Origin of the sequence: Neoakkermansia glycaniphila (genome assembly GCF_001683795.1) — a bacterium.
Lineage (GTDB): Bacteria > Verrucomicrobiota > Verrucomicrobiia > Verrucomicrobiales > Akkermansiaceae > Akkermansia > Akkermansia glycaniphila.
Window position 1 is genome coordinate 26307 of the sequence record NZ_LIGX01000010.1, and the last position, 22892, is coordinate 49198.

Sequence of the window (22892 nt, forward strand, 5' to 3'; positions counted from 1 at the left end):
CTTTTTTTCCATGAAACGACCGATTCTTATTTCCTGCCTTTCCGGAGTGCTGCTGCTGCCTGCGTGCATGGTCGGCCCCGATTTCAAGGGTGCGCCGCAACAGGATTTGCCCGCCTCGTGGGCTACTGCCGTACCGCCTGCGGTCGATAAGGATGCCCTGACGCACTGGTGGCAGCTTTTCGGCGACAATCAGCTGGAATCCCTGCTTGAACAGGCTGTCAACAACAATCCCGATATGGTGGCGGCAGCGTTGCGCATTAAGGAGGCGGAATCGTCCGCACGGATTGCCGGAGCCGCTCTGCTGCCTTCGGCCAGTGCTTCGGGCAGCCAGTCTACGGCTCCTTCTTCGGGATTCAGTTCTACTTCACACGGCAAATGGGGGCTTGGTGCGTCCGCTTCGTGGGAGCTGGATATTTTCGGAGGGAACAGGCGTTCCATCGAGGCTGCGCTGGCGAATCTCCGTTCGACGGAAGCGTCGGCTGCCGCTGTGCGTACGGCGTTGCTGGCCAATGTCGCTTCGGCCTATTTCGACTGGATTGCCGCGGAGGAGCAGCTTCGTATTGCGAAGGAGCAGCTCGATTATCAGCAGCATACGTATGAGATTGTGGTGCAGAGGCAGAGTGTCGGTTTTGCCGCCGATCTGGATCTGGAGCAGGCGAAGGCGCAAATCGCTTCGACGAAGAGTACGATTCCTGCCATGGAGGCCGCGAGGCAGAATGCAAGGAATCAGCTTGCGATTTATCTCGGTTCCTATCTGGACCGGGTCAAGCTGTCCATGCCTTCGGCCGATGTATATAATAAGATTCCTTCGGTGCCGACTGGGCTTCCTTCCGATCTGTTGCGGAGGCGTCCCGATATTATTCAGGCGGAAGAGGATTTGCACGCGGCGACGGCGAATGTCGGCGTTGCTGTGGCTGATTTGTTCCCGAAGTTTTCGTTGACGGGCAGCGTGAATACCAGCGCCGGATCTGATTTTGCCGGGATGTTCTCTTCCGGAAAGTCGTCGTGGGCGCTGGGTGGAGGCGTGAACCAGAGTATTTTCCAGGGCGGAGCCTTGTGGGAGCGCGTGCGGCAGCAGAAGACCGCGACGCAGCGGTCTGCGGAATCCTACCGGAAGACGGTGGTTGTGGCGATGAGCGAGGTGGAGTCCTGCCTGATCAATTATGCACAGGTGATGCAGCAGCTTCCCTTGTATGAAGAAGCTCGCCGCGCCAATCGTGAAGCTGCCCGCATTTCGCTGAAGCTTTATACGGCAGGTATGACGGATTTCCTGAATGTGGCAAGCGCGCAGCAGTCGTGGCTTTCGTCCGAAGAGAGGCTTGTTTCGGCACGCCAGAGCCTGCGGCAGAATATGGCGAATCTGTACAAGGTGCTCGGCGGCGGCTGGGATGCTTCGCGCGTGCAGGCTTTATCGAAGAGGTAGGATGTGTGGACTACCGCCTCCCATGCGGTTCGCATGGGAGGGATGGGGCATGAGCCTGATGGGCGGTGTGCGATGTTTCGTTTTATCGGCAAGAAGGGTGATGTTTTTTTGCAGGTCAGAGTTTTGCTGCCCGGAGTTGACAAGATGCCCGGATATGATAATTTGAGCGTGTATGAAGATCGTTTATCTACCCTTGATCGTCTTGTTTTTGGCGGCTTGCCAAAGTGTGAAGCTCGACGAGTCGCCTATTGTGGTGTCGCCGGGTTTTTACCATTTGACGCATACTCCTGCGGCTCAGGCGAATTTGGAGAAAGCCGGGGCTTCGTTGGATGCGGCATTGGCCGTGTTGCAGGCGGATGGGCGTGTGAAGCATCCCCGGCGTGTGGGCCGCGAGATCGTGGCTCTGTTGGATAGCGAGAAAACAGCGGCGATGGTGAAGATGTTGTCGGACTGCATCGAGCGCGAGATGCTTGCCGAGGATCCGAAGGCCAATGTGGACAAGTTGCTGGTGTACGAGACGGAGAAGAGCATAGGCGCAGCTTATGATCGGCTGATGGCGAGTTTTCCGGCAAAGGCGAGGGAGGAGTTCGGGCAGTTCGTGAAGTCGTATCAGGAGAGTGTGATTCAGAGCAGGAAAGATCCCGAAGATTACCGCCAGTTTTACAGGGACGAGCAGTCCAGCCTCAGATCGGAGGTGTATATGGCCCTCTGGATTACGCTTGAGCGGTATGCGCTGCCGGTTCCAAGGTGATGGCGGCGTTGGTGGCGCAGGTGTGCGGGCCGGGGCGGTGCGAGGTTCTTTTTTTGCTGGGCATCGCATGCATGTGATGCGGCAGGGAGTTTGCATCTATCTGTTGGGGAGGATTGCCGATTTTGGACGGAGTCGGGTCTTGATTGCTGCGGCGGTTTCTGGTATGTTGGCAGCATGATTGGAAAGACAAGACCGATTTCAGAAGTGGCCGAGTATCTCGGCATTGATGCCGCGCAGGTGATTCCCTACGGTTCGGATAAGGCAAAGGTGTCGATCAAGGCGCTGAAGGGCCGCCCGTTGAAAGGGAAGCTGATTCTGACTTCGGCTTTGACGCCGACAGCGGCAGGCGAGGGCAAGACGACGATTTCGATCGGTCTGGCGCAGGGGCTGCAGGCGATCGGGAAGCGGAGCGTGCTGGCTCTCCGCGAGCCTTCGATGGGTCCGGTGTTCGGCCGCAAGGGCGGAGCGACGGGGGGCGGGATGAGTTCGCTGACTCCGGCGGATTCGATCAATTTGCATTTTACGGGTGATTTCCATGCGATTACGTCGGCGCACAATTTGCTGAGTGCGGTGATCGATAATGCGCTGTTCTACGGGACGACGCGGCTGGATCCTGCGAAGGTGACGTGGAAGCGGGTGCTGGATATGAACGACCGTTCGCTTCGCAATGTGGTGATCGGCCTGAACAAGCAGGGGGTGGCGCGTGAGAGTTCGTTCGATATTACGCCCGCCAGCGAGATTATGGCAGTGTTGTGCCTGTCCGAGTCTATGGACGATTTGCGCGAGCGGCTCGACCGGATGGTGATCGGTTTTACGAGGGACGACGAGGCGGTGTATGCCCGCGAGATGAAGGTGACGGGGGCGCTGCTGGCGGTGCTGAAGGATGCGGTGAATCCGAATCTCGTGCAGAGTATCGAGGGGGTGCCCGCGTTTGTGCATGGCGGCCCGTTCGCCAATATCGCGCACGGCTGCAATTCGGTGCTGGCGACGAAGATGGCGCTGGCCTACGGCGATTATGTGGTGACGGAGGGCGGTTTCGCGTTCGATCTGGGGGCGGAGAAGTTTTTGGATATCAAATGCCGCCAAGCGGGGCTTTCGCCGGATGCGATCGTGATTGTGGCGACGATTCGTGCCTTGAAGATGCATGGCGGCGTGGCCAAGGATCAGCTCGAGACGCCTGATGTGGAGGCGGTGAAGCGTGGTCTGGAGAATTTGGGGGCGCATTTGGAGAGTGCGGCGAGGTTCAAGCGTCCGGTGGTGGTGGCGATCAATCTGTTCGCCGCTTCCGATACGGCGGAGGAGGTGCAGGCCGTGAAGGATTTTTGTGCAGGGATGGGCGTTCGCTGTGCGGCGGCGGATGTGTTCGGCAAGGGCGGCCCCGGTGCCGAGGAGCTGGCTCGGCTGGTGGCGGAGGCTGCCGATGAGCCGAGTCCGGAGTTCTCCTGCCTGTATGGGCTGGATGATGCGGTGGAGGTGAAGATGGAGAAGATCGCGACGCAGATGTACGGCGCGGACGGGGTGGATGTGTCCGCCCCGGCACGCAAGAAGCTGGCTTTGCTGGAGAAGAACGGGCTGACGGGGCTTTCCGTTTGCATGGCGAAGACGCAGAATTCCCTGTCGGACGATGCGTCTCTGTTGGGGCGGCCACGCGGGTTCAGGATTCATGTGCGCGATTTCGAGATTGCCAATGGTGCGGGGTATCTGGTGGCGTTGACGGGTACGATTATGCGTATGCCCGCCTTGCCGCGCGTGCCTTCGGCCGAGCAGATCGATGTGGATGAGGATGGACGTATTACGGGGATGAAGGGGTAATGCCTTTCTGCATCAAGACGATTGTTGCAAGTTTGACTTGACAAAAGCGCCTTGTCAGGGTACCTCTTCTCGCCGTATGCCAGATCCTTCGAAGTTCCGCAATCTCGCCATCATCGCTCACGTTGACCATGGCAAAACTACATTGGTCGACCAGCTTTTGAAGGCGGGGGGGACTTACCGTGAGAATCAGGCGGTGCAGGAGCGCGCGATGGATTCGATGGATCTGGAGCGGGAGAAGGGTATTACGATCAAGGCGAAGAATACGTCGATCCACTGGCACGGCCATACGATCAATATCGTGGATACTCCCGGCCACGCCGATTTCGGTGCGGAGGTGGAGCGTGTGATGAAGATGGTGGACGGCGTGCTGCTGGTGGTGGATGCCTATGAAGGCCCGCAGGCGCAGACCCGCTTCGTGCTCCGCAAGGCGTTGCAGGAAGGTTTGATGCCGATTGTGGTGGTGAACAAGATCGACCGCCCGCATGCCAATGCCGCCGCCGTGAAGGATCAGGTGCTTGAGCTTTTTCTGGAACTGGGTGCCACGGACGAGCAGTTCGAGGCTCCGTTCGTGTACGGTTCCGCCCGCGACGGGTATTTCATGGATCATCTCGAGAATGATCCGCCTGTGGATTGTACGCCGCTGCTGCACAAGATTGTGGCGCATATTCCGGCTCCGAAGGATGCCGATGCCGATGGCGATTTCCGGATGCTGATTTCCAATATCGACTGGGATGATTATGTGGGTCGTATTGCGATCGGCCGCATTTCTTCCGGTAGCGTGCAGAAGGGCGATACGGTGCATTTGCTGCGTGCGGACGGTTCCCGCGTGCAGGGCAAGGTGACGAAGCTTTTTGAATATTCCGGTCTGGGTACGAGCGATTCCGCTGTGGGTGAAGCGGGGAATATCGTCGGCCTTGCCGGGTTCGAGAATGTGGATATCGGCGAGACGCTGGTTTCGAATCCGGAAGATGAGGCGTTGCCGTTCGTGGCGATTGATCCGCCGACGATTTCGATGGAGTTTTCGATCAATGACGGTCCGTTTGCCGGGCAGGACGGGAAGTACGTGACGTCCCGCGTGATTCGCGACCGCCTGGAGCGCGAGATAAAGACGAATATTTCGATCAAGATGGAGGATACGGATGCGGCTGGCATTTTCTCCGTGTCCGCCCGCGGGGCGATGCAGATTGCCGTGCTGGTGGAGACGATGCGCCGGGAAGGTTTCGAGGTGTGCGTATCCCGCCCGAAGGTGATTACGATCGAGAAGGACGGTCGCAAGATGGAGCCGTTCGAGACTCTGTATATCGAAGTGCCGGACGAGTGCGCCAATGGTGCGGTGCGCCTGTTGACGTCGCGCAAGGGGGTGCTGGAGCATATGGAGACGAAGGGTACGGGCAGGACGTTCCTGCAGGCGTACATTCCGACGCGCGGTATTATCGGCTTCGAGTTCGAGCTGGTGAATCTGACGTCCGGCCATGGTATTTTCTCCCACCTGTTCCGCGAGTATGCTCCCTTTGCGGGTGAGATTTCGACGCGCCAGACGGGTACGCTCGTTTCGATGGAGACGGGTGTGGCGACGCCGTATTCGCTGTTTGCCCTGGAAGACCGGGGTCGCCTGTTCGTCGGTGCGGCGGAGAAGGTGTATGAAGGGCAGTTGATCGGCGAGAATCCGCGTGCGAATGATTTGCCCGTGAATCCGTGCCGTGAAAAGCATTTGACGAATCATCGTTCCGCGAATAAGAACGATAGTATTCAGCTGACTCCGAAGGTGGAGTTTACGCTGGAACGCGCCATCGAGTATATCGAAGCGGACGAGCTGGTGGAGGCTACTCCCAAGAATATCCGCCTGCGCAAGCGCCTGCTGAGTGCGAACGATCGCAAGCGGGCCGAGCGCCGCGCCGAATCCTGATTCCGTTTGCATGCAGACGCCTTCTCCAGACGCTTCCACCCGGGAAAAGTTGCGTTTTCTCTGGGTGTCCTATATCCGTCAGCAGAAGAGGACTCTGCTCTGGGCGATTTTTTTCGGAGGCATTGCAGCGGCTACGGCGGGTTTCGGTATTCCCTACATGATGGAGCATGTGTTCCCCGTCGTGTTCGGGAAGGATCCGCTGCCCGAGGGCGTGGAGGCGTTTTTGCGGCAGTATTTTGCGTCGGAGGATTTGCCGGATGTGACTTTGTGGGCAGCGGCGGCGATGCTGCCGCTGGTGATGATGGTGCGCGGGATGGCTGCGTTCATGAATGTGTTTTTGCTGAGCAAGGCGGGGCTCCGGATTCTGGAGAATTTGCGCCTTGCCGTTTTTTCGCGGTTGCAGGAGCTGCCTCTGGCCTACCACGAGCGGTTCAAGCAGGGCGAGCTGATCAGCCGGGTGATTCACAATACGCAGTTTTTGCAGAGCGGGATGCTGACGATCATGAACGATGTCGTGATTCAGCCGCTGACGCTGGTTGCCGCAATGACGTATTTGGTCGTCGCCGCCCTGAATAGCGAGCAGGTGCCGGTGCTGCTGGTGAATATGGTGGTGGCGACGCTGTGCATTCCCATCATCAAGAAGGTGGGCAGTGCGATGCTGAAGAAGATGCGCGATATGATGAGCGGTCTCGGCGATATTACGGCGACGGTGCAGGAGAATCTTTCGGCGCAGAGGGATGTGCGTGCGTTCAATATGGAGGCTCAGCAGGAGGAGACCTTTCTGGGGCAGATACGGCGGATGATGACGGCTTTGTTCCGGATGACGGTTTGCAGTCAGGCGTTGACTCCGGTGATTGAGATTTTGAGCGCGGTGGCGTTGGCCTATGCGCTGTATATGGGCTGTTCGCACGGGTTGACTCTGGAGCAGTTTACGGCTATTGCGCTGGCTTTGTACTATTGCTACGATCCGATCAAGAGGCTGGGTACGGTGCATAACCAGTACAAGCTGACGCTGACGCTTGTGGATAGTTTGCTGGGTGTGTTGTCCGCGAAGGATGAGACTCCCGAGCCGGAGCGCCCGGTGCCGCTGAAGCATCCGAGGGGCGAGGTGCGGTTCGAGCATGTGAATTTCGCCTATGTAGCCGATAATCCCGTGCTTCGGGATGTGGATGTGCATGTGCCTGCGGGGCAGATTGTGGCGTTGGTGGGGCCGAGCGGTTCGGGCAAGACGACGTTTATCAATTTGCTGTGCCGTTTTTACGATGTGGTGGACGGTTCGGTGAAGATCGACGGGGTGGATGTGCGCGATGTTTCGCGAAAAGACCGTACGGAGGCTGTGGGGCTTGTGTCCCAGCATCCGGTGATGTTCCATACGACGATCAAGGAGAATATCCGGATGGGCCGTCAGGATGCGACGGATGAGGAGGTTTTCCGTGCCGGAGCTCTCGCTTCGGTGAACGAGTTTACGGAGCAGCATGCGGATGGGTACGAGCGCGAGATCGGCGAGGGCGGCGAAGGTCTGTCCGGCGGGCAGCGGCAGCGCGTGTCTATCGCCCGCGCATTCCTGAAGAATGCGCCGATTTTGATTCTGGATGAGGCGACGGCTTCTCTCGATATGACGAGTGAGGCGCGTATTCAGGCGTCGCTGAACGAGCTGGCGAAGGGCCATACGACGTTCGTGATTGCGCACCGTTTCAGTACGATCCGCATGGCGCACCGCATTCTCGTGTTCGAGTCTGGCCGCATTGTGGCGGACGGTTCGCATGAGGAATTGTATGCTTCTTCGACGTTGTACAGGGATCTGTACGATAAGCAGATTATGCATGCCGGAAAGGAGGCTGCGGTATGAGGGAACGCATGATGCGCTATTTGCGGTATCTGCTGCCGATGAAGTGGTGGTTCCTGCTGGCGATTCTGTCCGGCGTGATTGCCGCCGGGGCGAGCGGCATGGGGATTCCGTTCATGATCTACAAGGTGTTTCCGGTGGTGTTCGATCCGTCGAAGATGCCGGAGGCTGTTTCCGAGTTTATGGCGGCGCGGGTCGATCCCGCGAATTTGAAGAATGTGCTGCTTTTGCTGGCCTGTGCCGTGATGCCTGTGGTTTTCGTCATCCGTGGGGTGGCGATGTGGCTGAATGCGGTGCTGGTGAGTTATGTGGGTATGAAGATTCTGGAGCATATCCGCATGGATGTGTTCAGGAAGCTGCAGTCTTTGCCCCTTTCTTTCCTCGAACGCCAGCAAAAGGGCGATCTGATCAGCCGCGTGATTACGGATACGCAGAATGTGCAGACGATGATCACGCAGGTGTCGAACGATATCATCAAGCAGCCGCTGACGGCGGTAAGCGCGATTGGGGTTCTGGTCTACATGATGTACGAGCAGGGGACGATGGGGATGATGCTGACGAATATCGGCTTCGCCGCACTGGCTCTCGCTCCCATCATCATTTGCGGCAAGCGTATTGCGAACCGTTCGCGCAAGGCGCAGAAGGGGCTTGGAGATATTACCTCCGTGGTGCAGGAGAGTCTGGCTTCGCAGCGGGAGATTCGTTCCTACGGGTTGGAACAGCGGCAGATTGACGAGTTGTCAAAGGGTACGGACAAGTATTGCAAGGATCAGCTGAAGGCAGTGAAGTATCAGCAGATTCTCGTGCCGGTGATGGAGACGGTGACGGCTCTCGCTCTGGCGAATATGCTGGTGCAGGGCCGTGCGATGGGGATGACGCTGACGGATTTCCTGGGTATCGCCGGGGCGTTGTTCTTTGCGTTCGATTCGATGAAGAGGGCAGGTATAGCTTTCAATAAGTTGAATCAGGCGCAGGCTTCGCTGGAACGCCTCGATGCGATTCTTTCCGAACCGGATACGATGCCCGATCCCGAGCTGCCGCAGCCGATCGGGCGTGTGGAAGGACGGATTTCGTTCCGTAACGTGAATTTCAGCTACGAGGAGGGCAAGCCCATTCTGAAGAATATCCAGGTGGAGATTCCCGCCGGGCAGGTGGTGGCTCTTGTGGGGCCGAGCGGCGCCGGGAAGACGACGTTTGCCAGCCTGATTCCCCGGTTCTACGATGCGACGTCCGGCGCGGTGCTGATTGATGGGGTGGATGTGAAGGATGTGGCGAAGACGGAGCTGCGCAGGCATTTGGCTCTGGTTTCCCAGCATGCGATGCTGTTCCGCCAGTCCATCAAGGAGAATATTCGCATCGGCCGTCCACAGGCGGAGGATGAAGAGGTCTTGCAGGCAGCCAGGGAAGCTTCCGTGTTCTCATTCCTCGACGATCAGCCTCAGGGGATCGATACGGTGCTGGGCGATGCCGGAGGCGGCCTTTCCGGCGGTCAGCGGCAGCGCGTGGCCATTGCCCGCGCATTCCTGAAGGATGCTCCGATTCTGATTCTGGACGAAGCGACGGCGGCTCTCGACGCCGAGAGCGAGGAGAAGATTCAGCACGAGCTGGAACATCTCGTGAAGGGGCGTACGACTCTGATCGTGGCGCACCGTTTCAGCTCCATCCGGGTGGCGGATCGCATTCTGGTGTTCAGCCACGGGGAGATCGTGGGCGACGGGACGCATAGCAAGTTGTATTCCTCCTGTCCGCTGTACCGGGAGCTGTACGACAAGCAGGGTATTTGAGTTCATTGCACGGTTTGCTCTGTTGCAGGTTTGTTACACTTTTTTGGCTTGTGGCGGGAGGTTCCCGTCTGTACACTGTGAGGCATGAGATGGCACGGTTTTCTTTTCGGTGTGGCAGTTGTTGCCGTTGCAGGCGTTGCGGCTCCCGCATGGGGGCAGGAGGAGTCTGTTTCGCAGGTTCTTGACAAAATCGAAACGAGTCTCAGGGAGATGGAGCGCCTGCTTGACGGTGTGAAGGATAAGGCTTCTGCCGATGCCGCCGCCGTACCGCTGGAGAAGATCAAGGAGAGTCTTCAGGTGTTGAAGACGTCTCAATATCTCGACGGGGAACGCGTTCCCGTACCCGATGCGAAGGATGTTCCCGCGCTGGAAAGGCGTATTGAGGCGATCGACCGTCTCAACAAGGATATTCTTCTCAAGGTGGCTCTGCTGGATGGCAAGATGTATTACGATAGCCAGGCTCTTCTTGAGCTGCTGCAGCCTCTCGTTCCCGTGGCCCCGCCTGCGGATAAGGCGGAAGAGAAGCCTGCCGCAGTTTCCGAAAAGGATGCTTGAATACAGTCGCGGCAGGATGACGGGAAGACGCCTATATTCTAGATTTTAAACTGTACTTCGTCGGATGCTGGAGCTAGAGTCGCGTATATGAAAACTACAAGCTATGTTTCCATGATCGTCGCCGCAGCATTGGCTGCTCCCGTGTTCGCACAGGAACAGGCTCCGGCTCCCGCCCCTGCCGCACCCGCTGCTCCGGCAGCCGCCGCTACGCGTCCGGCCGTCGAAGTGCTGGGTGATTGGGTGAAGCTCATGCAGACTGTGGAAAATCTGCTCAAGGCAACGACGGACGGTTCGTCCGCAGCCAAGGCAGCCACCGATCTGCAGCAGTTGAAGACCCTGCAGGAAAAGCTGAATGAGGAGCTGAAGCTCGCTCAGAACAGCGATCAAGCCAATTTGCCGCAGGAAGAGCTGGTGAAGATCTTCCAGAAGCTGCAGGAATTGCAGAATGTGGCCAATTCGCTGAATACGGAAGTGGAACGCATCGAAAAGGCCGGATTCTTCGGCAACGATGCATTGAAGGGCCTGTTGTCTTCCGATGCTCCCGTTGAAGTCGAAGAAGACGAAACGGTGGTTGAAGAAGCCCCCGTGCCTGCTCCGGCTCCTGCCAAGTAACACGCCCGGCGATCAAATATTTCAGGGAGCGGGTTTTCCCGCTCCCTTTTTCGTACCCTTTCCGGGGCAGGGCCGTGATGTATGTCTCATTCTGAAAGAGGGGAACTCAAAATGATAAGTTTCCAAGCTAGGTTAAAGTGGTTTCTAAATAATATACCCAGACCATTGGCGGGATCTTTTTTCATATAGCAACGCCTCATGTAGTCTGCTTAAGATGTAAATGTGTTTCATCAACTATCCTGCACCCTTTCTAGCACAGAATAGTTGATCATTCTCAAATTGGCTAATCAAGTATATATATCCAATTTATTTTCATGACGGTAATAGTTGCGCTACCATTTTTCCATCTCGTAGTTTCATTTCAAAATAAAACACCTTACTGGGAGACTTCCAGTCTTTATGTGGTGGATAATAAACTCCCACTTGATAGATACCTTCTCGAAGGTAATAAGCCGAACATGTAAAGATTGCTCCATCTTTTTTCAAAAAGGCAGCCATGTTATACTCGTTATTTACTGTACGGTCAGCCGAACAGGAACGTATAATTGCAGGCAGGGTGTTTGCAGCTACAGTCCCTCCCAACAAATGTGCTTGCAAAACAAGATTTGTTCGATAATTGGGAATGACATACTGCATGTTCATGATCGTCTTGTTGATCGTGATTTCCTTTTGAAAAAACCAATCTTCAAACAAGGATTCGGTAGATGCCCGCACTTTAAGAATGTAGCGGCCTTGTGGCAATCTCGTACGGATGACTTTGGAATCATTCACATCGAAAAAGACCGTTTTGCCATTCTCATTCCGAATAATCATTTCATGATCGACCCATTCACTCTTTGGTTCAAATTTAAGATCAATATGTACCTCGCTGGGTTGAGCATAAAGGCAAGAAATACTACATATGCCGAAAAATATCGTTTTTCCTATAAATACATTCATATCATTTAACATTTTTTTATTTTCTTTTTTGGACATGGAATGGTCCATGTTTTCCTGTTGCTCCATCCTTTACTAGCTTCTGTGGTACTTTGTAATCTTTTTCCTAAAACCTTCGTCCCTTCCAAACCAGACCTTTCCCCAATACCTATAAACAGTATGGATACAGATCGACAAGTTGAGCGTTCACATATTTTTTTTGCTTCTTTTGTCGCTGAGGTTATAGCTGCCCTCAATAAATTGGCGAACCCCTGTCGTCGATTGGCTCGTATAACTTGCTCATTCTTTATCTCATTATCATCCGGCGGATTGAAGCCTGCATTTGTACAAGCTTCTGAATCGCCGATTAATGATTGCGAAACATCGGGGAAATCTGGAATCGCATACTCATCGGGAGCAGCGTCGGCATAACAACCTAATGGACCGAATGCGCATGTATGCGGATTGTATTTGCTATGCTGCTGAGCAATAGACTCATCCACGTCGGAACCGTGCCCCCAAACTAAAATGATTTGACATTCTATTTTCTTTGGGGTTTCTCCAATGTAATCCGTATTTGCATATGGGTTATTTCGGATAAACCCGTACAAATTCCTCCCACCTTCTTCAGCGATGGGGTCACGGTTGATCCATCTGCCATCTAGTGGGTTGTAGTGACGGTAGTTATAATAGACGAGGGCTAATTCGGGGTCGTAGTGTTCGCTGCTCCACTGGATGGGCAGGTCGATGCCGCTGGCGGTGACTGAGCCGTACGGGGTGTAGTCGTAGGTCGTGGCGATGGTGCCGTCCGCCTTGTAGAGTTCGGTGACGTTTTTCGTGAGGTCGTGGCCGTAGGTGTACCATGTGCCGTTTTTGCGGAGGGAGAGGGGGCGCGTCGCTACGGGCTGGGTCGGGCCCCAGTGGAGGAGCCAGAGGGCCGGGGCGTTGCTGCGAGTGAGGTCGAGAGCCGCGATTTGCAGGTAGCCACGGTAGAGGTAGTGCTGGTGCAGGACGACGGTTCCGTTGACGGTGACTTTTCCCATCTATAATCGTCTATTTTTCCTTTTAAATTAATTATTAATGTATAATTATATTGCTTCGACTATATGCCTTGGAGGAAGCATGTCCTCCAAGGCATGAGTTGCCATGACTATTGTCTAAGTGGGCGTTGGCCCTTTCTTAAATAATCTCGAACGTGTTTCGCTGTCCAGATTTCATTTTCTGTAGCTGGTCGCGAGATTCGTTCCAAATAAACTATTTGCAAATCATGCAATTTACTGGTGAAAACATCTCTTACCCTTTGAATTTTCTTTTTTCGGATATCAGCATCAAAATACATATCCCATTGATCAACTTTCCAATACTCTGGTGTCCAAAAGCGATAATAAGGAAAATGACTGAATTTCCATGGATATAAACCAAGTAGAATAATATCCTCTTTGGAATTCAAATCAAACTCAATGATGATTCGATCCATCTCTTCTTTGTATGATGTGACGATTTGCACCATATATTCCGGATTAAAATCTTCCTGTTGCGTATAAGATATGGCGGCATGCTCAAATTCCTGAATCTTCGTCTGCACTTTTTCTATACATATCAATAAATTTTTCGTTGTTTCTTCATTTTCATGCTGGGATGGCTGAGATATTAATGAGCCATCGACATCATTTCCATGAGTATTGATCAATAACGTGAACATCAATGATATTGATACCATTTTAATATTTACTCTGTTTTCCATATTTTTTTGCATAGTACGTCCATTCGGCCTTCAATGAGGCTCTTTCACGAAACGATCCCGGATACTTTTCCTGCATCAGTGCATCGATGGCTGCACCATGCGCCTCACTTAATCTCCAACCAGTATTATTCTCTAATTTTTGAGAACAAGAATACTTGATTATTTCACATTCAATGCTTCCTTTCACATCACTTTGCACAGTCGGAGCTGAGAAAATATGGGAAATTCCATTTGCCTGTGCTTCATATTGATGCACATGTTGAGCTTCATGTATCTTTACACCTTCGGGATCTGCAAACTTCCAGTTTTCTGCCTCGTCAAACTGATCGGGTTTAAATTTTCCTTGATTGATAAGATCAAACCGACGTTGATATGTACTTAGATCTGTCATTCCCTGAGGATACTCTGAAGCATGAAGAAGGAATACCGATATTCTCCATTTTGTTACCTCTTCATGGCAACAGCATTTATTTTCAGTCTCTTCATATCTATATGTATATTGTGCTTGAACACCGGTTACTCCTAATGTTCTAGTAGGCATATTCATATTGTTAGTATATATCAAACTTGTAGGCTCCTTTTTTAGCTTATCATTTTTTTGATCCTTTTTCTTTGTCGTGGCAGATTTCTGTCCCAGAAAATCGAATAAATCCATTACCCTATTTCGGGCAAACCCGTACAAATTCCGTTCCCCTCCTATTCCATCGTAATCTTGGTGCAGGCTGTACATGCACACAGGCGCCGAGCTTCAGCATTTGCTGTCTGGCGAGCCATTACAAATCACTGCAATTTCAACATTCCCAGCGGTTCTCCCGTCTTCAGATCGCAAAAATAAACGATATATTCATCCAGAACGGGTAGTTGTGACTTATCCTTTTTCCTCCACGACGTAATTTGGAAAACAATATACCGGTCTCCGCCGATCAGAGGCAAAAACTCTCCCTTCTTTTTCAATGATTCGAACCACTCAAACGTTTGCGAATCACCATACCGAATGATGCCGCTCGAAGGAATTTCTAACGTCCTAATTGTGACATTATAATAAACCTCAGACTTCTGTTGCTCACGCCACTTCTCGGCAAAATGAGCCTTAACCAAAGGAATGGCACGCTTGATCACCGAAAGATTGATATAAGGATCGAACTGCACCTCCGGTTCCTGTGCCGATACATACAAGCAATTCGCCAACAACAGGCATAAATGCAATATTTTCATCTTCTTTTTCTATAAAATATTCACCATGTTTTCCAGAAGCCTTTAACTTCACCTGTTGCTGAATCGCAAAGATAGATTAATTCACCGTCGAATGGCCCGGAATCCGGCCAATACCAGAAATAAAAAGCGATGTATCTCGTATCGGGCTCAAAAGGAACAACCTGATCCTCACTATCTAGAGAAAACATATACTTTTTCTTCTTACTAACTCCATCATCCCTGACATATTGAACATCACCATGTTGATCCGCAAGCAATGCATAAATCATCACACTATGTTCTCCCCAATCCTCACGAACCTCCTCCTTTCCTTTCCTTTTTTCCAAAATTTGTTCGAGATGGGGAATACAACGCGCAATATCATCCATCGCCTTCAAGGAATACTCCTCCTGTCTCTGGGGAGATCCCCAGAGGCAGGAGCAGAACAATATACTCAGAATAAATATTTTCATCATATCATTTACACGATAGCAGTTTTTGGGGTACCAGGATTATTCAATTCTGGCGGAGTTGTCGTTTTATTAGGGTCAAGAGTATAAATGGCCCCGGATGGAGTACCTAAATATCCAGGAACACCTAACTTATTTATTTTAATAATGTCCGCAGGAGCGAACGTTTCATGAGGATCAGTACTGGACGCTTTGCCATGGGTATGCCAAATACCGGCCAATCTATATCCAAAAGGACAAGGAGGAGCGTCCTCAGGTTCCACTTCGCCGTTTTTACCTTGAACATGCGTTGTTATATATAGATATTTTTTTGTTTTGCGCACACAACATGCATATACTCGCCCCCATATTCCACATCGTTTTTTATCGAAACAGGATTCCACTTTTCTATGACATTTCTTGCAGCCTGCTTTGCACTCTCTACACCTTTACAGTCAATTTCAATGTCATCTTCTCCCGATATCTTAACTCTAATCTCTTCCAAGGCTTTTGCCATCTCATCATCCGTGGTTTCCAAACCATGTAAATCATATAACATCGACGGATTATTTCTGACGTAGATAGACAAATGCAGATGCTCTCGCTCCCCAATGGGATCCCTGTTGATCCATCTGCCGTCGGCGGGGTTGTAGTGTCTGTAGTTGTAGTAGACGAGGGCGAGTTCTGGGTCGTAGTGTTCGCTGCTCCACTGGATGGGCTGGTCGATGCCGCTGGCGGTGACGGTGCCGTACGGGGTGTAGTCGTAGGCCGTGGCGATGGTGCCGTCCGCCTTGTAGAGTTCGGTGACGTTTTTCGTGAGGTCGTGGCCGTAGGTGTACCATGTGCCGTTTTTGCGGAGGGAGAGCGGGCGGGTGGCGATGGGCTGGGTCGGGTCCCAGTGGAGGAGCCAGAGGGCCGGGGCGTTGCTGCGCGTGAGGTCGAGGGCCGCAATTTGCAGGTAGCCACGGTAGAGGTAGTGCTGGTGCAAGACTACGATTTCGTTGATGGTGATCTTTTTAAAGCTTCCATATCAAGTGAAAACAAATGAATAAGCTCTCTAAACTTTTTCTCCGAAATGCGGGGACGGTAAAAATATTTATTTCGCACTCATAGAGAATACATTAAATGCATCTCAAAAACTCTTAACTAGGCATGAACCAAAAATATTTATGAATTTTAAAGCTATTTCAAACTAAAACACATCTATGAATATTCTCGTTGGTATTACGATGACAAAAGCATTTGCGGTATTTGTGATTCAATTTCCCATTTTCCAACTCTGTAATATACTACAGGATAACTAACTATGATCATATTCGCCATCTCTTCTGTTATTATCATTGGCAATGAGACCGACATTTTAACTGTTACTTCACTTTGGGGTGGGATTATAATTCCATTTTTTATGTGTTGTAAATGCACATTCTCCCATTCAAAGAATGATTGCCCATTTAAGTCGACTTGTATAGGAATTACCAAGCGTAACGTTTTTCCAGATGACTGTAGTTGTACATTTTGAGTAGTATGATTGATAAAATGCAGCACGTATTCAACAAGAAACAAATTATTCGATTTCTGAAATCCTACAAACTGCACTTTAAGCTGTACAATATCACGGATCGGAGGAACTGAGGGTGAAGAGCACCCACAAAAACAGCCTATTATTAGCATCAAAATAAACATTAAACAGATTAGATTTTTCACGACAAACTTTCTATTATAATTTCCCATCAAACTTTACCCATGTAGGAGATTTTATCGCATTATCAGGATTCGAATGAATTGAGGAACCATCATCATTTTTATAAAACCAACGTAAATCACCAAGCACATAATATTCAGGCTCTACGCCAGTTATATGCCTAGTTCCCCACGAAACGCTACCTTTACGTAAAATATTCGTAGCAAATTGTAAAGCCATGATATTACTATAACAAGTCGCCAAACGGACAGATGCAGATCGACAAAACCAACACCGAACTGGACCTTTCTTTTGCTTTGCATTTGCAAAAGAAGGCGACTGTGATAACCGTCGAATATCTACACTTGTAAAATATTTATGCTCTTCATCAAACGCCGCATCTAGCCCTCTCGCTCCATGGCCAGAAACATGAAAACTGGTTATAGGCGTCGCACCATATTTTGCTCTACGCGCTATTTCTAGAGGCACCTGAACAGCTGAAATATTAACCGGAGAAACATCAAAAACCACACTATCTTGCTCTCCAAATGAACGAACAAGAGCTACCGCTAAAGAATTTGATGGGCAATTCGTGTCTAAATTAGAAGCATCATATTTATCACCCTCCCAAATTGAATTGGGATATCCGTGATCGCCAGTATCAGACGTCGGCCACAAACATTGCCAATCATTATGACTTGCTCCATATTGGAGTGCCAAACCAGACAATGAATCTCCTCTTTCCGCGCACCATGTATGCTCTGAACCTTCAACTTTTGTCCAAAGTCCCAAAAAATCGAATAAATCCATTACCCTATTTCGGGCAAACCCGTACAAATTCCTCCCTCCTTCTTCAGCGATGGGGTCGCGGTTGATCCATCTGCCGTCGGCGGGGTTGTAATGGCGGTAGTTGTAGTAGACGAGGGCGAGTTCGGGGTCGTAGTGTTCGCTGGACCACTGGATGGGCTGGTCGATGCCTGTAGCGGTGACTGAGCCGTACGGGGTGTAGTCGTAGGCCGTGGCGATGGTGCCGTCCGCCTTGTAGAGTTCGGTGACGTTTTTCGTGAGGTCGTGGCCGTAGGTGTACCATGTGCCGTTTTTGCGGAGGGAGAGGGGACGCGTCGCTACGGGCTGGGTCGGGTCCCAGTGGAGGAGCCAGAGGGCCGGGGCGTTGCTGCGCGTGAGGTCGAGGGCCGCGATTTGCAGGTAGCCACGGTAGAGGTAGTGCTGGTGCAGGATTACGGTTCCGTTGACGGAGACTTTTTTCATGTAGCGCCGTCCCATGTAGTCGTAGCCGTTTTCGACGATGGTGTTGCCGTCCTGGCTGGTGAAGCGGGTGGGACGGTTGTTGGCGTTGTAGTCGACGGTCCATTTCCCCGTTTGTGTCTGGAGGGTGGTTTGGTTGCCGTCAGCGTCGTAGGCGGGAATAAAGGGTTCCGCCGCATTCTGCCCGATGGCGGTGTATTGGTTGAGCTGGTTGGCGGCATAGGAGGTGACAGATTGCGCCGCTTCCTGCGCCGTTTCCCGGTTTCCTATGTTGTCGTAGGCGTAAGCGTAGGGCGCGGTTCCGAGGGTTGCACCAGTCAATTCGCTTCTGTCGTTGTAGGCGAAGGCGTCCTGCCGGGTGGTTCCCTGCCGTGCGCGGGTGCGGGTGGCGGGGCGGCCGAGGGCATCGTAGGTGTAGCCTCGCAGGACGACTCCGGTGGCGCCTCGCGTGGTGTCGATGGCTGTGGGGAGGTCGCGCTGCGGTTCGTAGCTGCGGGTGGTGAGGAGGCCGTTGGGGTGCGCGAGGGTGTGGAGGAGGTGGCTGCCGGGGAGGTAGGCGTATGCGAATGTTTTTTCTTCCGTTCCCTGGAGGAAGGAGGCCTGGTTCAGGCGGCCGTCCGTGCCGTAGCGCCAGGCGACGGTGTCGAGGGTGCTGCCGGGTTTGGTGAGGGTGTAGCCGGCGGGGCGGCCGTAGGCGTCGTATGTTTCGGTGACGGTGTGTTTGATGCCGGCGACGGTGACGCTGTCGGTGTCTTTTTCGTTGTAGTTGTTGTAGACGATGTCGCGCGTGCCCTGGGCGTCCGCGATGCGGTAGAGGTTGCCGATGTGGTTCCAGGTGTTTTGCTGCGCCGGGGTGGCGTCGCTGTGTTCGATGCGGGTGCAGAGGCCTTTGGCGGTGTCCCACGTGTACGTTGAAACGATTCCTCTCGCATCCGTCTTTTGGGAGAGCATGTTGAGGGCATTGTATTCGGTGTCTTCGTGCGAAGCATCCGCATAAGTTTTGCGGGTGAGGAGGCCGGTGGCGTCATGGTATTGCCATGTGGTGGTGTCGCCGTCGGTGCGTTCGGTGGGGTCGGTTTCGATGTTTTCTTCGTCGGCACGCCATGTGGTGAGGGCGGTGAGGCGGTCGGCTTCATCGTAGGCGTAGCGCGCGGGCTGGATGCCGGTGCCCCATTCGGCGGTTTTGCGTCCCCGGATGTCGTAGGCATACCGGGCGGTGTGGCCGAGTGCATCGGTGATGCAGGCGGGGTTGTCGCAGCAGGGGCAGTATGCGGTGGCGGTGGTGTGGCCCGCAGCATCGGTGGCGCTGACGGGGCGGCCGGCGATGTCGGTGAGGGTGACGGAGGCGTTGCCGCGGCCGTCCGTTTGAGTGAGGCGGAGGCCGGTGGCGGTCCAGTCGCGCCGGGCAGTGGTGGTGATGCCGGCGTGGTCGGTTTGCGAGACGGTGTAGCCGTCGATGACGGTGGCGGCGGCTTCGATGACGGAGGTGGGGAGGGTTTGCGTGACGATGCGTTCCGCGCCTTCTCCATAGGCGGTGCTGTCTACCGTGGTGTGGCCGCGCGGGCAGGTGTGTTCGCTGCGGGTTTCAAGCGTGGGGTGTTCGGAGATGAGTTGGGCGGCGGTTTCGGTGCAGGTGGTGCCTTTGCCGTTGTTTTTGGTGGCGACGGCGATGCGGTAGATGCCGTCGGCCCTCGTTTCGACGCGGTAGGCCCAGGTGGTGATGCGGGAGTTGGCGAGGGTGGGGGTGGCGGCGAGTTTCCACGTTTCTTTGGCGGGGTTGCCGAAGGCGTCGTGTTCGTAGAGGGTGGGAGCCATGGCGAGGGAGCCGGCTGCCGAGCCGGTGTCGCGCTGCCGCTGGGTGATTTGGCCTTTGTTGTTGTAGGTGGTGCGGTCGTAGAGGTAGCCCGTGGTGCTGGGTGTGGTGACGACGACGGTTTCTCCAAAGCCGTTTTCGAGGGTTTGGGAGAGGATGGTGCTGCGGTCCGCGAGTTTGACGGTGTGCCGGATGCGGGCGTTGCTGTAGTCGTGTTCGTGGAGGAGTTCGCGCTGGCCGGTGCCGTGCTGGCGGGCGAGGCTGCCGTCCGGGTTGCGTTCGGTGATGAGGGTGGCTCCGGAGGGGGTGGTGAGGGTTTCGGTGAGGCCGTCCGCACTGTAGGCGTAGGCGGTGGTGCGGCCGAGGGTGTCGGTTTGGGCGATGAGGCGGCCCTGCAGGTCGTACGCGGCGGTTTCGACGGTGGTCATGGCTCCGGTGTCGCGTCTCGTGCGGAGGATGCGGCCCTGGGCGTCTCGTTGGTAGGAGGTGACGGTTTCCGGGGTGGTTGCCGTGGCGCTGCGGACGGTTTCGATGAGCTGGCGGGAGCTGTCGTAGCCGTAGGTGGTGGTGGTGCCGTTTTCGTCGGTTTCCCGGAGGAGGTCTCCGGTGCAGATGTGGGCGCGGGTGGTGGTGCGGCCGTTGCTGCGGGTGCGTTTGGTCCAGCGGTTCCGGATGTCGTGTTCGTAGTCGGCGGCGGCGAGGAGTTGCCAGTGGCCCGCGCTGTCGAGGATGTGTTGTTCGGTGCGGAGGGCGTTGCCCTGCGCGTCGATCCACGCGGTGCTGCGGGTGCTGTGGCCGGGGACGGGCTGGCCGCCGATGCGGGTTTCTTCGGTGGCGGTGTAGAGGGCTCCGTGTGCCGAGGCGGGGGCGTAGTCGTGCCATGTCTGGATGCCGTCGGCGGTCTGGGTCATGCGGAGGCGGCCGCGGGCATGGATGTTTTCGGCGTTGCCCTGCCATGTTTCGGTGATTTCGAGGCGGGTGAGGCCGTTGGCCGTGCTGCGTTTTTCGACGCGTTTGACGGCGTTTGTTTCGCTGTAGGCGTATGTTTCGCGGAGGTGGAGGCGGGGGATGCCGCCCGCGTCGACGATGGTGGTGTCGATTTGCGCGGGTTCGTCGGTCCATGTGGCGCCGTCGCTGCGGTAGGAGGTGTTGATGATCCGGTTTTGGCCGCCTGCCCACGGGAGGGCGAGGACGGTGGCGCGGCCGTGTGCGTCGTGGATGGTGCGGGTTTCTCCCTGCTGCGGGCCGATGGAGCTGATGCGGCTGCCGGCGCCGTCGTAGGTGTAGGCGGTGGTGAGGGCCTGCGGGCTGCCGTAGCCTTCGGTGCGGCTGAGGAGGAGTTCGCCGACGGGGAGGGAGATGTAGTTTTCTGCGACGACGGAGGCGGCTGCCCCGCCTTTGCTGACGGTGGTGACGATGCGGTAGGTGCCGGCGAGGGGCGATGTTTCGCGGGTGCGGGTGGTGGAGACGGCGGTGTCTCCCGTGCCGCGGGTGATGTTCCACAGGCGGTCCGTTTCGGTCCATTCCGTGGTGTAGGGGGGCATGGAGGCCGGGAGGGTGTGGTCGGTTTCGGTGACGGTGAGGCTGGAGGCCGCCGGGTCGCCGCCGATGGCGTATGTTTGGAAGGGGGTGCCCGAGGTGGTGTAGAGGCCGCTGGCAGGGTTCTGCCCGGTGATTTGGTTCGGGAGGTAGAGGGCGACGATGTAGCCGTTTTCTGCGGCGACGATGTCCGCAAGGCCGTCCCAGTAGTTCCAGATTTGGCGGATGGTGCCGTTTTGTTCCCGGACGATGTCGAGGTATTGGGCGGCCTCTTCGGCGGTGAGGAGGCTGTTTTGCGATGAGATGCAGGCGGCGAAGGCGCCCGTTTCGAGGTGGTAGAAGGTGGCCGTGCCGTCCGTTTTCAGGATGCGGAGGTAGGCGGCTTCCGCCAGAGGGAGGGCGGCGGAGGGGGTGCGGACGAGTTCCGTGACGAAGTCCGCACGGTCGGTGCTGGAGGAGGTGGAGCCGACGCCGAAGGCGGTGCGGCCGTTGGCGTCGCAGATGTAGTTGGCGTAGGCGCCGCCCTGGCGGACGCGCAGGAGGCTGTTGGGGCGGATGCCGCCCGCAGGCAGGGAGACGAAGGAGGCGGCGGGGTGGCTGTATGCGAGGCCTGCCGGGGTGAGGAGGGAGGCCGAGTAGCGGTAGCCGATGAGTTCGATGCGGCCTTTCGGGATGCCGCCCATGCCGCGGAAGGTGCCGAAGGTGACGCTCCAGCGCATGTATTGCAGGCGGGCTTCGCGGATGATGCCGCTGCCTGCCGAGGAGGAGCCGAAGCTGCCGTGCGGTATGGATATGCGGGCGGCCGGGGCGGGTAGCTCTCCTCCGGAGTCGCCGTCGTTGCGGTCGCAGCCGCAGCCGCATTCGCAGTCTACCTTGACGTTTTCATCCGGTTCGATTTCGAAGCGGGGGCACGGGCCGACGCTGCCGGAGATGACGGAGATGTTGCCCGTGGGGTCCGGGTAGTAGTCGATGTTGTGGTGGACGACGGCGAGTTTGTGGACGCCGGGTTGGAGGCCTTCGATGCTGATCGAGAAGGAATGGGGCGCTCCCGAGGTGGAGGATACGCTGCTGTCGTCTACTGTCAGGCTGACGGAGTCGTCCACCTTGCCCGATGCCACGACGGTGTGCGTGCCCCCTTCGGGGAGTTCTGGCAGGATGAAGGTGCCTCGTACCGGCGTCATGACGTGCGAGGAGTTCGACGGTTTGCCATGCGAGTACGACAGGGCGATCATGTCGCCGCTTTCGCCTGATAAGGCGGACGCTTCACCGGCGGAAGGCCGGGTTGCGGAGCTGTTTTCGATAAGGCGGTATCCCGGAGTTCCGGGCACTATATAGCTGTTTTGATGAATGTAATTCATTGCAGGGGGTGTTGGGGGTGATGAAATCCTTACGGAAGCGACTGCCATGAGCCACAACCTTCAAGACCTTTTTCATTTAACATTTTCCCACGGCCCCGTCAATAACATTCTTTTGCCATTCCGTCGCAACTAACAAACACTATCTTCTTTTTTCAAATAGATTACGTGCAAACCAACAATAAAACATGTCTACAACAAAAATATGCCGAAGCCTGCATGCTACCACTTTTTTCCCGTTTTTCCG

At 54.7% G+C, this 22892-nt stretch carries 17 protein-coding genes; 8 read left to right on the plus strand and 9 right to left on the minus strand.

What is annotated here, in order from left to right; all coding sequences use genetic code 11:
• The first annotated feature begins 10 nt into the window (after positions 1 to 10).
• From AC781_RS02935 to AC781_RS02970, 8 genes are all read left to right on the plus strand, one after another.
• A complete protein-coding gene (locus AC781_RS02935) occupies positions 11 to 1423 on the plus strand; it encodes an efflux transporter outer membrane subunit (RefSeq protein WP_176712485.1) in 1413 nt (470 codons plus the stop codon).
• A 172-nt stretch (positions 1424 to 1595) separates the two neighbouring features.
• Positions 1596 to 2174, plus strand: coding sequence for a hypothetical protein (locus tag AC781_RS02940; protein ID WP_067773228.1), 579 nt, complete (start codon positions 1596 to 1598; stop codon positions 2172 to 2174).
• Positions 2175 to 2348: 174 nt separating this feature from the next.
• Positions 2349 to 3986 carry a formate--tetrahydrofolate ligase gene (locus AC781_RS02945; RefSeq protein ID WP_067773232.1) on the plus strand — a complete coding sequence of 546 codons (1638 nt, stop codon included), beginning with the start codon at positions 2349 to 2351 and terminating at the stop codon, positions 3984 to 3986.
• Between the two features lie 76 nt (positions 3987 to 4062).
• A complete protein-coding gene (typA, locus tag AC781_RS02950) occupies positions 4063 to 5892 on the plus strand; it encodes a translational GTPase TypA (RefSeq protein ID WP_067773234.1) in 1830 nt (609 codons plus the stop codon).
• 64 nt (positions 5893 to 5956) lie between these two features.
• On the plus strand, positions 5957 to 7741 hold the full coding sequence (locus tag AC781_RS02955; RefSeq protein WP_172801757.1) for an ABC transporter ATP-binding protein: 1785 nt from the start codon (positions 5957 to 5959) through the stop codon (positions 7739 to 7741).
• Positions 7742 to 7749: 8 nt separating this feature from the next.
• Complete coding sequence (locus AC781_RS02960; protein ID WP_067773263.1) at positions 7750 to 9522, plus strand: ABC transporter ATP-binding protein; 1773 nt, start codon at positions 7750 to 7752, stop codon at positions 9520 to 9522.
• 111 nt (positions 9523 to 9633) lie between these two features.
• The gene (locus AC781_RS02965) at positions 9634 to 10077 is read left to right on the plus strand and encodes a hypothetical protein (protein WP_071133255.1); all 444 of its coding nucleotides are present in this window, start codon (positions 9634 to 9636) and stop codon (positions 10075 to 10077) included.
• 87 nt (positions 10078 to 10164) lie between these two features.
• Positions 10165 to 10689 carry a hypothetical protein gene (locus tag AC781_RS02970; RefSeq protein ID WP_141675719.1) on the plus strand — a complete coding sequence of 175 codons (525 nt, stop codon included), beginning with the start codon at positions 10165 to 10167 and terminating at the stop codon, positions 10687 to 10689.
• 312 nt (positions 10690 to 11001) lie between these two features.
• On the opposite strand, the gene AC781_RS13630 is transcribed toward AC781_RS02970, so the two are convergent.
• From AC781_RS13630 to AC781_RS03005, 9 genes are all read right to left on the minus strand, one after another.
• Positions 11002 to 11664 carry a hypothetical protein gene (locus AC781_RS13630; RefSeq protein ID WP_141675720.1) on the minus strand — a complete coding sequence of 221 codons (663 nt, stop codon included), beginning with the start codon at positions 11662 to 11664 and terminating at the stop codon, positions 11002 to 11004.
• The gene (locus AC781_RS02980; protein ID WP_067773244.1) at positions 11634 to 12647 is read right to left on the minus strand and encodes an RHS repeat-associated core domain-containing protein; all 1014 of its coding nucleotides are present in this window, start codon (positions 12645 to 12647) and stop codon (positions 11634 to 11636) included. Before AC781_RS02980 ends, AC781_RS13630 begins: the two co-directional genes overlap by 31 nt.
• Positions 12648 to 12754: 107 nt before the next feature.
• Complete coding sequence (locus AC781_RS02985; protein WP_141675721.1) at positions 12755 to 13348, minus strand: hypothetical protein; 594 nt, start codon at positions 13346 to 13348, stop codon at positions 12755 to 12757.
• Positions 13326 to 14003, minus strand: a complete 678-nt coding sequence (locus AC781_RS13635) for a hypothetical protein (RefSeq protein WP_172801756.1) — start codon at positions 14001 to 14003, stop codon at positions 13326 to 13328. The genes AC781_RS02985 and AC781_RS13635 overlap by 23 nt, the downstream gene beginning before the upstream one ends.
• Positions 14004 to 14128: 125 nt before the next feature.
• Complete coding sequence (locus AC781_RS02990) at positions 14129 to 14563, minus strand: hypothetical protein (protein WP_067773250.1); 435 nt, start codon at positions 14561 to 14563, stop codon at positions 14129 to 14131.
• A 20-nt stretch (positions 14564 to 14583) separates the two neighbouring features.
• Positions 14584 to 15018: a hypothetical protein gene (locus AC781_RS02995; RefSeq protein ID WP_067773254.1), complete on the minus strand. Its 435-nt coding sequence runs from the start codon at positions 15016 to 15018 to the stop codon at positions 14584 to 14586.
• 5 nt (positions 15019 to 15023) lie between these two features.
• Positions 15024 to 15335, minus strand: coding sequence for a DUF4329 domain-containing protein (locus AC781_RS13240; RefSeq protein WP_172801755.1), 312 nt, complete (start codon positions 15333 to 15335; stop codon positions 15024 to 15026).
• Positions 15305 to 15979 (minus strand): RHS repeat domain-containing protein, encoded by a 675-nt coding sequence (locus AC781_RS03000; protein WP_067773257.1) that lies wholly within the window; start codon positions 15977 to 15979, stop codon positions 15305 to 15307. Before AC781_RS03000 ends, AC781_RS13240 begins: the two co-directional genes overlap by 31 nt.
• Before the next feature lie 729 nt (positions 15980 to 16708).
• Positions 16709 to 22648 carry an RHS repeat-associated core domain-containing protein gene (locus tag AC781_RS03005; RefSeq protein WP_067773259.1) on the minus strand — a complete coding sequence of 1980 codons (5940 nt, stop codon included), beginning with the start codon at positions 22646 to 22648 and terminating at the stop codon, positions 16709 to 16711.
• Positions 22649 to 22892 lie beyond the last annotated feature (244 nt).

What these genes read in the sequence shown, in the direction of transcription:
- AC781_RS03005 (WP_067773259.1), bottom strand. Translation starts at nt 22,648, where the DNA reads ATGAATTACATTCATCAAAACAGCTATATAGTGCCCGGAACTCCGGGA.
- typA (WP_067773234.1), top strand. Translation starts at nt 4,063, where the DNA reads ATGCCAGATCCTTCGAAGTTCCGCAATCTCGCCATCATCGCTCACGTT.
- AC781_RS13630 (WP_141675720.1), bottom strand. Translation starts at nt 11,664, where the DNA reads ATGTCCAAAAAAGAAAATAAAAAAATGTTAAATGATATGAATGTATTT.
- AC781_RS02935 (WP_176712485.1), top strand. Translation starts at nt 11, where the DNA reads ATGAAACGACCGATTCTTATTTCCTGCCTTTCCGGAGTGCTGCTGCTG.
- AC781_RS02960 (WP_067773263.1), top strand. Translation starts at nt 7,750, where the DNA reads ATGATGCGCTATTTGCGGTATCTGCTGCCGATGAAGTGGTGGTTCCTG.
- AC781_RS02990 (WP_067773250.1), bottom strand. Translation starts at nt 14,563, where the DNA reads ATGAAAATATTGCATTTATGCCTGTTGTTGGCGAATTGCTTGTATGTA.
- AC781_RS02940 (WP_067773228.1), top strand. Translation starts at nt 1,596, where the DNA reads ATGAAGATCGTTTATCTACCCTTGATCGTCTTGTTTTTGGCGGCTTGC.
- AC781_RS02995 (WP_067773254.1), bottom strand. Translation starts at nt 15,018, where the DNA reads ATGATGAAAATATTTATTCTGAGTATATTGTTCTGCTCCTGCCTCTGG.
- AC781_RS02945 (WP_067773232.1), top strand. Translation starts at nt 2,349, where the DNA reads ATGATTGGAAAGACAAGACCGATTTCAGAAGTGGCCGAGTATCTCGGC.
- AC781_RS02970 (WP_141675719.1), top strand. Translation starts at nt 10,165, where the DNA reads ATGAAAACTACAAGCTATGTTTCCATGATCGTCGCCGCAGCATTGGCT.
- AC781_RS13635 (WP_172801756.1), bottom strand. Translation starts at nt 14,003, where the DNA reads ATGGATTTATTCGATTTTCTGGGACAGAAATCTGCCACGACAAAGAAA.
- AC781_RS02985 (WP_141675721.1), bottom strand. Translation starts at nt 13,348, where the DNA reads ATGGAAAACAGAGTAAATATTAAAATGGTATCAATATCATTGATGTTC.
- AC781_RS02980 (WP_067773244.1), bottom strand. Translation starts at nt 12,647, where the DNA reads ATGGGAAAAGTCACCGTCAACGGAACCGTCGTCCTGCACCAGCACTAC.